General features: G+C 39.1%; 11 protein-coding genes and 4 pseudogenes. 12 read left to right on the top strand and 3 right to left on the bottom strand.

All coding sequences use genetic code 11. The features are described 5' to 3' along the window. Position 1 precedes the first annotated feature (1 nt). From pseG (H5114_RS00990) to H5114_RS00980, 3 genes and pseudogenes are all read right to left on the bottom strand, one after another. Entirely contained in the window at positions 2-1648 is a 1647-nt protein-coding gene (gene pseG, locus H5114_RS00990) for a UDP-2,4-diacetamido-2,4,6-trideoxy-beta-L-altropyranose hydrolase (RefSeq protein WP_182721969.1), read from the bottom strand. Further along, positions 1649-2347: a pseudaminic acid cytidylyltransferase gene (pseF, locus tag H5114_RS00985; RefSeq protein WP_182721968.1), complete on the bottom strand. Its 699-nt coding sequence runs from the start codon at positions 2345-2347 to the stop codon at positions 1649-1651. A gap of 484 nt (positions 2348-2831) precedes the next feature. Next, a pseudogene (locus H5114_RS00980) lies at positions 2832-3106 on the bottom strand (hypothetical protein); the annotation flags it as partial. A 506-nt stretch (positions 3107-3612) separates the two neighbouring features. Here H5114_RS00980 and tnpB point away from each other — a divergent pair. From tnpB to pseI, 12 genes and pseudogenes are all read left to right on the top strand, one after another. Next, positions 3613-3882 carry an IS66 family insertion sequence element accessory protein TnpB gene (gene tnpB / locus H5114_RS20695; RefSeq protein ID WP_182722096.1) on the top strand — a complete coding sequence of 90 codons (270 nt, stop codon included), beginning with the start codon at positions 3613-3615 and terminating at the stop codon, positions 3880-3882. A 560-nt stretch (positions 3883-4442) separates the two neighbouring features. Beyond that, complete coding sequence (locus tag H5114_RS20405; protein ID WP_220492422.1) at positions 4443-4709, top strand: hypothetical protein; 267 nt, start codon at positions 4443-4445, stop codon at positions 4707-4709. Beyond that, on the top strand, positions 4598-5221 hold the full coding sequence (locus H5114_RS20400) for a transposase (RefSeq protein ID WP_220492410.1): 624 nt from the start codon (positions 4598-4600) through the stop codon (positions 5219-5221). The genes H5114_RS20405 and H5114_RS20400 overlap by 112 nt, the downstream gene beginning before the upstream one ends. 135 nt (positions 5222-5356) lie before the next feature. After that, positions 5357-5569: a hypothetical protein gene (locus H5114_RS20395; protein ID WP_220492409.1), complete on the top strand. Its 213-nt coding sequence runs from the start codon at positions 5357-5359 to the stop codon at positions 5567-5569. Between the two features lie 93 nt (positions 5570-5662). Next, positions 5663-6353 (top strand): annotated as a pseudogene (locus H5114_RS00965) (IS1595 family transposase); the annotation flags it as partial. 86 nt (positions 6354-6439) lie between these two features. After that, a pseudogene (locus H5114_RS00960) lies at positions 6440-6940 on the top strand (transposase family protein); the annotation flags it as partial. Positions 6941-7055: 115 nt separating this feature from the next. After that, a pseudogene (locus tag H5114_RS00955) lies at positions 7056-8200 on the top strand (IS3 family transposase). A gap of 639 nt (positions 8201-8839) precedes the next feature. After that, on the top strand, positions 8840-9841 hold the full coding sequence (gene pseB / locus H5114_RS00950; protein WP_182721967.1) for a UDP-N-acetylglucosamine 4,6-dehydratase (inverting): 1002 nt from the start codon (positions 8840-8842) through the stop codon (positions 9839-9841). Between the two features lie 14 nt (positions 9842-9855). Then, positions 9856-11022 carry a UDP-4-amino-4,6-dideoxy-N-acetyl-beta-L-altrosamine transaminase gene (gene pseC, locus H5114_RS00945; RefSeq protein WP_182721966.1) on the top strand — a complete coding sequence of 389 codons (1167 nt, stop codon included), beginning with the start codon at positions 9856-9858 and terminating at the stop codon, positions 11020-11022. Then, the gene (pseF, locus tag H5114_RS00940) at positions 11022-11708 is read left to right on the top strand and encodes a pseudaminic acid cytidylyltransferase (RefSeq protein ID WP_182721965.1); all 687 of its coding nucleotides are present in this window, start codon (positions 11022-11024) and stop codon (positions 11706-11708) included. Before pseC ends, pseF (H5114_RS00940) begins: the two co-directional genes overlap by 1 nt. A gap of 3 nt (positions 11709-11711) precedes the next feature. After that, complete coding sequence (gene pseG, locus H5114_RS00935; protein ID WP_182721964.1) at positions 11712-13241, top strand: UDP-2,4-diacetamido-2,4,6-trideoxy-beta-L-altropyranose hydrolase; 1530 nt, start codon at positions 11712-11714, stop codon at positions 13239-13241. Positions 13242-13266: 25 nt separating this feature from the next. Next, entirely contained in the window at positions 13267-14313 is a 1047-nt protein-coding gene (pseI, locus tag H5114_RS00930; RefSeq protein ID WP_182721963.1) for a pseudaminic acid synthase, read from the top strand. Positions 14314-14327: the final 14 nt, after the last annotated feature.

Genomic DNA, 14327 nt, shown 5'->3' with positions numbered 1-14327 from the left:
ATCAATCCTTTGAAAAGGTTAATGGTGACAACGGATCAGACACAGTCTCTCGCATCACATAATAAAAATCATCTATCGATGCTCTAGCAAAAATTGAACCAATTGCATCAAAGTACTCGTGTTCTGCTGGCACTTCTTTAAAGCCTAAATAGTCATTCATCAGCTTAACGTAGCGATTTTTCCTATGGATCACCGCTATCCAAGGTAAATTGGGCCAATGCTTGTCGCAATGCTCTAACTGCCAATTTAATGCTAATAAAGCATCTTGGAATGAGGTATCCTCTTGACACACAAACCAACCACCGATAAGAAATTGACGCTTTTTATATTGCTGAACTTGATGCCAAATATAGATGTTCGCTTGTTTATTTTTTTCAAGCAAGAAAGAGTCTCGCTCGGTATTAAACCACCAAGCATAATGACCTAATCTCTCAATAGGCTTAGATTCAATCATATTTTGAGCATTAGCAGGTAAGTTTCGGCTATCCAAATAATGATTGATATCAGCATCAACAACAGCACGGATAGAGTAGTCTTCATTAAGCTTTTCATAAGCTATATCACCATCGTGCTCTGGTTTTATAAACTCTCTTAACGCTGAAGGTTTCCCACCAAGCATATAGGCAACAACTCTAGAAACACCGAGGCCATCGATGTTAATCGCCTTACTGCCCATATTTGTGACACGTGAATAATGTGCCGAAATTGTCGCCACAAGTGCCGCGAGTCGGTCTACATCAAAACCTGAATCACAATGAAAATAATGACCTATTCCTTCTAAGTCGACTAATGAGGTTTGTTGGTTGGGAGCCAGTGAAAAAGTAATCGCTGGTTTGTTCAACGCGAGTAATTGATATAACACCCCACCAGCAGCACCGACATAGAGGTCACATTCAATTAAGTGAGGATACAGGTCATAACAATCTACAATGGGTTTTACATTAGGATGATCAGAATACTTATTTAATAACTGTTGCTTATTTTCAGTAAATGGGCCAAGAATTGGCTTTATGATATAATGGCTCGATTGAGTCAGCTGTAATAATGCCGAAATTATTTCGATGCTTATGAGACTATCGCTTCCACCACCAACACCAACAAGCACTGTGAAATTAGCATGACTAGAAGCGATAACATTTTTTTTCTGGTATTGATTAGCCAGTAAAGCATATTGCGGTCCAATTAATCTTTCCGCGATTGTTGGGATTAAATTATCATAAGCTTCTGAGGTTTGTTCACCACGCCAACGCATATCGAGCAAGGCATCACAGATATGTTCTCTGCATAGATCATCGATAACCAATAATTTGATCTTAAGTCCAACAACTTCCGCTTCCCACTCTTTTCCTAAGCTATAGTCATCGACAATTAGCCAATCAACGGATTGTCCCTTTAAAAAATTAATGGTCAATTTTGCATCTAATTTCCAGCCCTTATCAGTTGCTAAATTTATTAATTCCTCATCGTTATAAAGATACCGATAATCAAATCCATCAAGAAAAGGCAAAACAGCCGCATCAAAACTAGCTAATAAAAAAATACATTTGTGCCCTAATGTTTGTAATTGTGTCGCTAGGCAACAACAGCGAGCAAGGTGGCCGACGCCAGAACCCTGACCTGCATTAACGCGAAAAACTATCTTTTTCATCTATCCTAGCTTCCCGATCATTATTTGATATAGAAACTCAGCTCTTTTCCAATCATCTAATGTATCGATATCTTGTACTTCATGACATGGTAAAGGATAAGGAAGTGAATCACTAGAAAACATCCCTTTGCTATCGAGAAACCGTTCTGTTATTCCCCAATAAAATTGTCCTGCATCATGATACGCTTTCTCTAAATCTTGAGAGCGTGAATTAAAATGTTCAGGAAGAAACATTTCTACATCACCAGATTGTGTTATTTTAAATGCTCGCTGAATAGGCGCAGGAAACTCAGTAACACCAAAGCAAAAGCTTTTATTGGTATTTTGTTTTAACAAAGATAGTGAATCGCTTAAAACTGATGAACGTATAAAGGGAGCTGTCGCATACATTACGCATACATACTCTGGCTTTTGACCTTTTTCTATTAACCAATTTATAGCATGAGATATAACCACTGCCGTTGTGGCAAAATCATCAGCTAAATCTGTAGGTCTTAAAAATGGCACTTCTGCGCCGTATTGCTTAGCTATCTCTGCAATTTCTTTGTCATCGGTTGATACAATCACCCTATCAATGCAACCACTCTCAAGTGCCCTTTTAATGGAATGAGCAATAATCGGTATACCATCAAATAATTTTATATTTTTCCTAGGAATACGTTTGCTACCCCCTCGCGCTGGTATGATTGCGATATTCAAGGGAAAACTCCTTTAAGTTCTGACGCATAAAGCCTTTCTGTTCTAATAATCAATTTATATACAGTGAAGGCTTAAATAGAATTGATGATAAAGTTCTGCTTGAGGGAAGTCTACATTTTTAAAATTCAGGGAGTTACACTTAGCCAGAACAACCCCCACGAATAAATCAAACGTGACAAGGGGTTCAGCTTGCCCCTCTAATTAATCCATTAACTCGTCAGTTCGTCAAAAGATAAATCACGCGCTATATTTAAACATATTGATTAACTCTTCTGCCAAAAAACGCACGAAAGACGCCAATTATTAACTAACACCACCCACAACCTAATTAAACGATGCATGTTAGCTATCCATACTACTGACAGTGCTTGTTTAGCTTAGTTCTATCATCTCAAACGTGAATGCACTATTAATAAAGTTGACTGTTACTCAGTATTATAAAGCTGGGGGTATGGAGACGGCCTTGTTGATCTAATCATTCGTTTTAAAAGGCTATCCTATAGGCTTTCCAAGTATTAGCTGAGTGGCTGACGGATAGACATACCGAGTCTAATACGAGTCCTATGATTTTGTTCATGACCTTCACGCCAGCTAATCCCTCACAGACTTGGCCGTTATAATTTCACAGACTCAACTTATCACTGATGAGTTGTTTATAACGGTACATACCCATTCCCGAGAGTGAACGTTCGTGACAATCATTATCTTTTCCCATTGTTTTAGCTCATCATTCTTCAATACCTTGACCGCCTCATTTTTTGTGAGCTTACGGCAGCATAGTTCAACTTCTATCTTTTAAACTGATTTAATGATCGCAACTAATAACCAGGATGCAATCATGTCAACATCAGATCCCTTATCAACCCTCACAGCAGATTTTTAGTGCTGACGTAGCAACAGGAATAGTCGTCAGGCTCCCCCCCCAATTCATTGCGCGAACAAGCCGTCGGATTACTCGAACATTATTCTTCTAGCAAAATAACATCTGAACTACGGATAAGTGGCGGCCAGCTTAAATAGTGACGAAATAGCGTGAACCCTCAACTCAGTCGCCACCAATATGTGTATCTACCCATTTCAACATCATCTGCTCAAACCACTTTTAACGTAGCGCTCCAATTTGCTCACGGAGACATCATGACTTTATCTGGCGTTGATGATCCACAAACTCTTATTTCGCTGATCAGGGCGTTGAAATCATGATACATCTTACCGTTGATACGCATATCTTAATCGCCATTGCACCTGTCGACTTTCGTTAGGGAATTGATGGTTTAGCGGCACTATGCTGTTATACATTAGCGGATAACCCTTGCTCTTGCTTGGTGTTCGTCTTTATTAACCGAAATAAAATCATGGTGCGTGCATTATCATATTATAGCAGCGGCTTTTGGTTGATGACCAAACGGTTGTCAAAAGGCAAGTTTGTACATTGGCCTGGCTCAAAGCAAATGATTGAACCGTTCATCGCCAAGCTGTCAAGGCAGCTGTTGCCGAACTATGATCCAGTGTGGCAAAAACACGATCTTATTTAAGTCAAAAAGCAGTGATATTAGTGCTTGATTTTTAATGTTATCGGATCATCATCCTTCCCCATAACAACTTAGACTTCAGCCTAAACGATGTGGATAGACCGTGAGTGAATCCTTTTTCGATATAGATGTACCCTTGAATCGCTGATATCGCGAGTCAGTGAGACCAAAGAGACCAAAGAGAACAACCTCGCGTTAAGTCCAGAGGATTGTCAGTTATTACTTGATGCGTTTCTGACGTTAGCCAGCATGCAAGACCGATTCGCCAACCATTATGTCACAGTGCATAAACTGCGAAAATTGTTGGATATTGACAAAGTCATCTAAAAAGCTTGGCAGCGTACTTGAGCAAGCGAGGTCATCAGGTAAGAAAAGCAAAAACCGTCAACACGATGAAGTTGAAGGTTTGACACCCGTTAAGCCCGTCGTTAGCGTTCACGTAATGACTAATGTAGCTAAAGGTGACACCTGTCGGGGGCTTAACCGGCAAAGTGTATAAAACCTAGCCTGGTAGTTTACTGCGTATTAAAGTGTAAAGCCCGTTCAAGCCTGAGCAGCATGTGATGGAGCGTCTTCGCTGTAATACTTGCGGTGCTTATTTCAGTGCTCCGCTGCCAGATGATGTCTTCGCCGGTGCAAGCCAGCAACAATATGGCTACTCCGCAGGGTCACTGACGGCTATTTACAAATACTTTGCAGGATTACCTTTTTATCGTCAGTGCAGTATTCAAAAGCTACAGGGAGTAAAATTACCGCTTCAACGGTCTTTGATCAAGTTGAGCTGGTTTGTAATGATATTTACCCAGTGTACCAGCAGCTTTTTAATTTAGCCTCAGACGCCGAGCATTATTATCTGGATGACACGACGCACCGAATTTTAGACGCCAAACCGGTCGAGAAAGCTGTCAGCAATAGTGATAAAACGCGACTGCATAGCGGTATTTATACCTCAGGTGTTATCACACTGAATACCATCATCTTGTTTGAAACAAACATCGGCCACGCAGGTGAATTCATTGACAGCATTTTGCATAAACGCAGTCAATCATGTGGCAAGTCCGTTATCATGAGTGATGCATTACCGAGTAATAGTCCCACGGCAACAGAGGCAACCATGTCAATGTGTAACATCCACGCCAGACTACAATTTGTTGATGTGATTAATCATTTTCCAGAGGACGTTGAGTATGTGCTTGTACGCAATGGCGAAATTTGGATGAATGATGACTATGTCAAAAGCGAGCAGTTATCTCCTTCGGCTAGGCTTTCCTATGATCAGACTCACTCATTGCCCATCATGGAAGACATTAACTTATGGGGGCGAAGCGCATATAGCGAATGACACGGTCGAAGAAAATAGTGGTCTGGGTAAAGCAATTCTCTATTTCCTTAAACACGATGTTGGCCTCAGTTATTTTTGCAGTATGAAAGGCGTGAAAATCGATAATAACCTATAGAATCGATTCTAAAAATCATCGTGCGAGACGGAAAAAATGCGATCTTCCACAAAACATTACTGGGCGCAACGATTGGTGATGTGGTTACTTCCGTTATCGCAACGGCAAGTGAGGCTGGCATTAATGTATTTGATTACTTCACCACATTACAGCAGGAAAGTGAGCAGGAAAAGCCCACCCAGAAAATTACTTACCGTGGAATTATATCACCAAAAGTTAAGTCATTTAGATAAACCCCACCTAAACAGATTAATTTAGGCTTAACCGCCTAGGTCAAGCTCTACCTGCACATTGATGATGTCACGCTGTACTGCCGTAAGCTCACATTTGAATACACTCAATTTCATAAACAAACATCGGTCACAACAGATATATTATTCCACGGAAGCCGTATTTCTGTCACTAAGTGGTTTTGGACTATCTACTTTTTAGGCTCAGATAAAAGCAGCATTTCGGCATTAAGACAGAGTAAGCTCATTGAAGTCAATTGGCGAACAGCACGCTTAATATTGCATAAGCTGAGAACAGCTATGGATCATAGATACAGTCTATATCGGCTTTCTGTCACCATTGAAATCGATGATGCCTTGGCCGGTTGCAAAAGGAAGGGTAAGCGTTGACGAGGTGCAGAAGGAAAAATACTTGTTTTAGTTGACGTTGAAAGCAAAGGAAAAAGAATTGGATTTATTGCTATGCAAGCCGTGAATAGCGTTTGCCATGATAGTGTTGAAAAGTTTGTTGCCAAACACTTAACAATACAGAAAAAAGTGCGCACCGACGGCTTACCTGTTTTGAACATTATAGATAAGACACAAGAGCATGAAGCGAGGGGGTCATATTGCCATTGGTAATTTGAAAGCATTATTGCTTGGGACATTTCATGGTGTTTAGGGAAAGTACCTGCAAGAATACCTTAGTGAGTTCTGTTATAGGTTCAATCGCAGAAAAATGGAAAGAGAAATACCTAATAGATTGTTAAATATAGCAATCATCCACAAGTCTGTGCATTCTTACTGAGCCAAGTGCATGAGCATGTTATAAATTTAACTTTTAGAACAAGTCGTGATCAGATCAAGGGATAATAAATTCCTTGGTAAATGAAAATGAGCATTACTTTTTTGACACATTTTAATTGGATTACAGACTCTCGCATTGAACGCTGTAAAAAACATCAACTCATCGATATCCTTTTACTCGCCATCAGTGCCGTACTATCTGGGGCTGAAGGTTCGGAGGATATTGAGGACTTTGGTACCTCAAACTTGATTGGTTAAAAAAGACGGTACTTTCTGGGCTGATATACCAAAGCATGACACCATCGCATGTGTCATCGCCATTGATGGTAAGATGGCTAGACGTTCATTTACCACCAAAGACAGAAAACCGAACTGCACACCTTTAGTGCGTGGAGTTGCCTGCATCAATTAGTACTAGGGCAAACTGCCGTTGATAATAAAACCGATGAGATTACTGCAATCCCTGAGTTACTCGCCATGTTAGATATTCACGACAAATCGGCTGGTACAGATACGATAGAAACACGTTGGTATATAAGTTTATTAACCCTAAATGCAGAGCAAGCACTCGATGCGGATCGAAGTCATTAGCAAGTTGAAAGTATGCACTGGATACTAGACATGAAGTTTAGAGAGGATGTGACGTGGTTTAATTGATACGACTAACCCAGTTAAGACATAATTGATCTAACAGGAGATTCAAATGAAAACACGTAAATCCTATTCAAAAGAATTCAAGCTAGATGCCATTGCACTGGTAAAAGAGCAACATTAAGTATTGCTGAAGCCGCTAGAAATATAGAGGTCACTTCTCAGCTACTCGGCCGCTGGATAAAAGAAATAGAAAAATGATGATGGTCATGCATTTCGAGGCAATGGCAAGCTGACATCTGAGCAGGAAGAGATTCGCAAGCTCAAAGCACAAGTAAAGCGCTTAAAAATGGAGCCTGAAATACTAAAAAAGCGACAGTCTTCTTTGCCAAAGAAACGAAGTAAAATACGCGTTTATTGCCCAAAATAAGAAGCTCTGGTCGGTGATATTAATGTGTCACGTGTTGGGTGTGAAAAATAATAATGACTATAGTTATCAAAAGCGGAAGTCTCTGGCACCTGTTGATACAGAGCATCAAGAGATGTTGCAGTGGGTGGTTTAGCGATAACACCTATGGACAAAGACGCATTTAAAAGGCATTGAATTCACTTGATTACTCTGTTGGGCGTAGGAAAACAGTGCAACTGATGAAAGAAGCAATCGTTTGGGTGCGCTATAAAAAGAAGTACAAAGCAACAACTAACAACGATCACAAGAAGCCTATATATGGAAATGAGCTTGAACAGGATTTCGATGTTCAATGCACTAATCAAGCGTGGGTTCAAGATATTACGTAAATATGGACTGCTGAAGGATGGCTGTATTTAGCAGTCGTAATCGATCTTTATTCCCGTAACGTTGTTGTTTAGAGTACGGGTAGCAGAATGAAAGCACAGCTGGTTTGTGATGCATTAACAATGGCTATATGGCAACGAAAACCTAAAGCTGGATTGATAATACACTCAGATCAAGGTGTTCAATATGCTAGCCATCAATACAGACTGATACTGAGGCTACATAAATTTGTAGGCAGTATGAGCAAAAAAGGATGTTGTTGAGATAATGCAGTAGCAGAAAGCTTTTTCGGCAACTTGAAACAAGAATGAGTTCATTGGAGCAATTATCGAACGCGTTATGCAGTTCAACAAGATGTCTTGAATTAAATCACGATGTGGTACAACGGCCAACGGATGCATTCATATCTCAATTATCAAAGTTCTAATGAATTTGAGTGTATGGGTAAGCCGTTAAAATAAGTCGCTTAACGAACTTAACTAGGGTGATCGAATTCAGTTGACCAGGTCAATCAATTGATAATATGGAAACAACAAGGTCCACTGGTCTTTAATGTGATGTGGGAAATAGCCATGGCTTTATTTAAGCACGATGCAAGCAAGTCAGCGAGCATGGGTAGGAAAAAGAAAATGGCAGAGTTAGACGATGAATATCGCTCAACCCTGTTGGAGCCAGGAATTAAATGCGCTAGCCGTGGTTGTCTTACAATATAAGAGGGTTCTTATCTAATTTTAGAGTCTATGATGTGTCAATATATTGCCGTTTATACAGTGTAAGTAACAAGTTGATATTTTGCCTAATTCGTTAATAAAAGAGTAATACTCATAGTTGGCAAGTTGAAAGCCAGCAGAGTTATTAATCCATAAACGACAGAAAAAAGATCCAAAAATGAATTAAGTAGTTCATATTATGTGATTTTGTAGAATAATCTATTAGAGACTGTAACTAATTTTGTGTATCGATAGATTATCGATTATTTTATACTTAGGTAGTGCATTGTGAATTTGGTCTAAATTGTGCATTTAAAATAAATAATAAGTAGTTAACTATTGAATGTGGTTTTAGTGGCACTGTTGATTTATGGACAGTAAGGGGACATTATGTTTGACAACAAATCTATAATTATCACCGGTGGTACTGGGTCATTTGGCCATAAATACACTAAGACTATCCTTGAAAGGTATAAACCCAAACGTCTGATTATTTTGTCGCGAGATGAATTAAAACAATACGAGATGCAGCAGAAGTTTAACGACCCTTGTATGCGCTACTTTCTAGGCGATGTAAGAGATGGCGACCGATTAATGCAGGCTTTCAGAGGGGTTGATTATGTGATCCACGCTGCAGCACTTAAGCAAGTTCCCGCAGCTGAATACAACCCTATGGAATGCATTAAAACCAATATTTATGGTGCAGAAAACGTTATAAAAGCGGCAATTGCGAATAACGTCAATAAAGTTATTGCGTTATCGACAGATAAAGCGGCTTCACCTATTAATCTTTATGGTGCGACAAAACTGGCCTCTGATAAATTGTTCGTTGCCGCAAATAATATGGTTGGTCAAGGGCAAACTCGTTTTGCTGTTGTTCGCTATGGTAATGTGGTCGGCTCACGAGGATCAGTCGTGCCTTTCTTCAAACAACTTATTGCCAACGGAACAGATCATTTACCTATTACTCACCAAAGTATGACTCGATTCTGGATCACTCTGCAAGATGGTGTTGATTTTGTTCTTAAAAACTTTGCCCGTATGTATGGTGGCGAAATTTTTGTACCGAAGATCCCATCTGTGCGGATTGTTGACTTGGCAAAAGCTTATGCTCCAGATCTTGAATTGAAGTTGATTGGTATTCGTCCTGGTGAGAAATTACATGAAGTGATGTGTCCTGCCGATGACTCTCATTTAACTCTAGAGTTTGATGATCATTATGTTATTTGTCCTAGTATTAAATTTTATAACGACGACCATAATTATTCACGTAATCTTATCGATGAAATTGGTCACACCGTAGAGCAAGGTTATGAATATCATTCTGGAAAAAATCCGCATTTCTTAACGCCTGAAGAAATTATTGAATTTGATAGAAAAGCGGAACTATAGAGAGCATATATTCCATGATTCCATACGGAAAGCAGGATATTTCACAGCAGGATATTGATGCTGTCATTGAAGTACTGTCATCGGATTTTTTGACTCAAGGACCTAAGGTTCCAGAGTTTGAATCTGCATTAGTCAGTGTGACCCAAGCTCAGTATGCTGTTGCTGTAAACAGTGCGACTTCCGCTTTGCATATTGCTTGCTTAGCATTGGGAGTTGGTCCTGGTGATGTTATATGGACATCACCAATCACTTTTGTTGCCTCGGCTAATTGTGGACTTTATTGTGGTGCTAAAATCGACTTTGTTGATATTGATCCATGGACATACAATATGTGCCCTAAGCAATTGCAACAAAAATTGATTAAAGCCAAAGCGCAAGGAACATTGCCTAAAGTAGTGATACCTGTTCATTTAGCTGGCCAATCATGTGATATGAAAGTTATCTATCAGCTAAGTAAACAATATGGTTTTAAAATTATAGAAGATGCCTCTCATGCAATAGGAGGTAAATATCATCAACATCCAATTGGATCATGTGAGTTTGCTGACATCACAGTATTTAGCTTTCATCCTGTAAAAATTGTCACCACAGCGGAAGGTGGAGCGGCATTAACGAATAGTGAAATGTTAGCTGAAAAAATGCGCTTATTAAGATCTCATGGTATTACCCGTGACCCAGATAAAATGTACGGCCCATCTGATGGAGCATGGTATTACCAACAAATCGACTTAGGTTTTAATTATCGCATGACCGAGTTACAGGCAGCTTTGGGGATCTCACAGCTAACTCGATTAGAACAGTTTATCCAAACTCGCCACTATTTTGCTGAGCGTTATAACAAAATGTTAGTCAATTTACCTGTTATTTGTCCCTACCAGTTAGAGGATACTTACTCAGGTTTACACCTATACATTATTCGTCTTGAGCTAGACAAAATAACTAAAAATCATTCACAAGTATTCGATGAGTTGAGAGAATCGGGTATCGGGGTTAATCTTCATTATATTCCTGTATACAGACAGCCTTATTATCAAGCTATGGGGTTTGATAAAGCAGATTTTGTGGAGTCTGAACGTTATTATCAAGAAGCTATTTCATTACCTATGTTTGCCGCAATGACCGATTCAATACAAGATGAAGTCGTGAATGTGTTAAGTTTGATACTGAAGTCGGGGGATTAATGCGAATAGCTTTGATTCCTGCTCGAGGAGGCAGTAAACGTATTCCTCGAAAAAATATAAAGCTTTTCCATGGTAAGCCAATTATTGCTTATTCTATTGAAGCTGCTATTGCATCAGGATGTTTTGATAAGATTATTGTGTCTACTGATGATGCTGAAATTGCTGAAGTCGCTCAACAATATGGTGCAGAAGTTCCTTTTATGCGCCCAGCATCCATTGCTGATGATTATGCAACGACGATGATGGTAATTCAGCACTTCATTTCATGGTGTGAAGCCAAAAAGTGGCAACTTGAATTTGTGTGTTGTATTTACGCCACGGCACCATTTATTCAACCGAAAGATATACAGCTTGGTTTGAAACAGCTTGAAGCTTCTGATTGTGATTATGTATTTAGTGCTACCCCGTTTGAATTTCCGATCCAAAGAGCCATCTTATTGTCAGACGACTCTAGAGTTAGTATGTTTCAACCTCAATATTTGAATGCACGCTCTCAAGACTTAATAGAAGCATTCCATGATGCAGGACAATTTTACTGGGGGAAGGTGTCAGCATTTAAGTTTGGACAGCCATTTTTTTCAGAAAGATCCGAAATAGTTAATCTCCCTAGAAAAAGAGTACAGGACATCGATACTACTGAGGATTGGGAGTTTTCTGAGGCATTATTCATAGTATTAAATGGTTAGCTGATGAACATTGTTATTAGAGCGGATGCTTCTATATTTATTGGTAGCGGTCATATTATGCGCTGTTTAGTTTTAGCTGAAGGGCTAAAACAGCAGAATTATAATGTTATTTTTGCTTGCAGAAGACAACCTGGTGATTTAGTTGACTTGATCCGTAAGCGTGGTTTTAAGGTACATGAACTTAGTCAGCCAAAATATTGGATGACGCCTGTTAATGATCATGATTATTCATCATGGCTTCAAGTGACTTGGCAACAAGATGCAGATAGTCTCCTTTCTAAACTAAATCATGTAGATTTGCTTATTGTTGATCATTATGGTCTTAACTTTGAGTGGGAAAAGTATCTTAAAGTAGCACTAAAATGTCATTTATTTGTTATTGATGATTTGGTTCGGGAGCATTACTGTGATTTATTGTTAGATCAAACATTAAGTCGTACTTCCACTGAGTACACTCAAAAAGGATCGGTTAATAACGTTTTGGCAGGATGTGATTACGCACTACTTTCATCAGGTTTCTCTGTCGTAAGAGGTGAAATATTATCGAGCTCATTAGCATCAATAAATCCCGTATCCGTAAAGTTGTTACTTTCAATGGGAGCGATAGATTTGCCAAATGCGACAATGAGTGTGTTGGAAAGCTTTAGCAAGTGCATAGCAAATGAACGCCCAAAAATAACTGTTTTACTTGGTAGTAATGCTCCTGAATATAAACAGGTGAAGGACTTTTGCTTGAATAATCTAGATTGGATTACGCATATAGATTATGTCGATAATATGCCTAGATTAATGACTCAATTTGATATTGCAGTAGGGGCCGCTGGTATTACTTCATGGGAGAGAGCATGTTTAGGGCTCCCCTGCATTGTAATCCCGCTAGCTGAAAATCAACGTTCGGTATGTAAAAAATTAGTTGCACAACAAGCTGTCATTAAAATCGAACTTGATGAAATAAGCAATCAACTCATTGAACGTTATACCTACTTAGTGAAAAACCTACCAGCGTATAGATTACGAAATTTAATATTATGTGATGGACTTGGTTTAAAGCGCGTTGTTATGGAGCTTACCCGTTTATTGGATGGCAAATCGAACTGTATATCGCTTCGAAAAGCGTGTGTTGAGGATATTCATTTAGTGTATGGCTGGCAGTGTATGGAGACGACTAGACTTTATGCTTTGAATACTATTAAACCTAGTTTTGAACAGCATCAAAGATGGATGCTTAACAAACTTTCTAGTGTACATGACTATTTTTATATTTTAATGGATAGAGAACAAAATATTAATATTGGCGTAGTCCGTCTAGATCGAATTAACAAAGCTGAATATGTAATTTCCATTTTCATTGATTCTGCTCACTTTGGTAAGCGATATGCTAGTCAAGCACTTGCTATTATCGATATTATTCATGGTGATAGTACGATCCATGCAACAGTGTTAAGTAATAATAAAGTGTCTCACAAATTATTTACTTCTGCAGGTTACCACCCATTATCGGCAGAAACATACATACGAGAGCCTTTATGTTGAATTACCTGATAATGAGCCACAATATATGAAGTCAATAAATATAGATGGACGCCTAATTGGCAACCAGCACTCACCTTATATCATCGCTGAGCTTTCGGCTAATCACAATGGCGATATTAATCGAGCATTACAAATTATTGAAGCGGCTAAAAAAGCCGGTGCTGATGCCATTAAGTTACAAACTTATACTCATGACACAATCACAATTGATTCTAATGCTGACGAGTTTCAGATCCATGGTGGTCTGTGGGATGGTAAGTCACTTTATCAACTGTATAAGCAAGCTCACATGCCATGGGATTGGCATAAGCCATTGTTTAAAAGAGCTAAAGAGATAGGTATTACTATTTTCAGCTCTCCATTTGATTTTACTGCTGTTGAGCTACTAGAATCGCTTGACGCCCCAGCATACAAAATTGCTTCTTTTGAGCTGGTTGATTTGCCTCTGATTAAACGTGTTGCTCAAACCGGTAAACCTATGATTATGTCTACAGGTATGGCCAATGACGTCGAGATCAAAGAAGCCATTAATGTGGCAAGAGATAATGGCTGTAAAGAGCTAGTTATTCTGCACTGTGTTAGTGGCTATCCTGCGCCAGCAAATGAATATAACTTAGCTACCATTGCCGATATGACTCAGCGTTTTGATGTTCTTGCAGGGTTGTCTGATCATACCATTGATAATGCAACTGCTATAGCGGCTGTAGTTTTAGGTGCATGTGTTGTAGAAAAACATGTCACTCTTGATCGTAATGGCGGCGGTGCTGATGATAGCTTCTCAATTGAACCTTTAGAACTGGCACAATTATGCAAAGATACCAAAACAGCTTGGTCTGCATTAGGCCATGTTAATTATCAAAGGACTCAAGCTGAAATAGGTAATATTAAATTTAGACGATCGTTATATATTGTAAAAGATGTCATTAAAGGCGAAAAGTTAACGGCAGAGAATGTTAGAAGTATCAGGCCTGGTTTTGGTCTTGCACCTAAATTTTATGAGCAAGTATTAGGGTGTAGAGCTAATCAAAACATACCAAGCGGAACCGCATTATCATCTGATTTATTTGACTAAACTATCAACTTATA

It is taken from the genome of Shewanella sp. SR43-8 (genome assembly GCF_014163775.1).
Classification (GTDB): domain Bacteria; phylum Pseudomonadota; class Gammaproteobacteria; order Enterobacterales; family Shewanellaceae; genus Shewanella; species Shewanella vesiculosa.
Note: the sequence above shows the minus strand (reverse complement) of the source record. Positions and strands in the feature narration are given on the sequence as shown.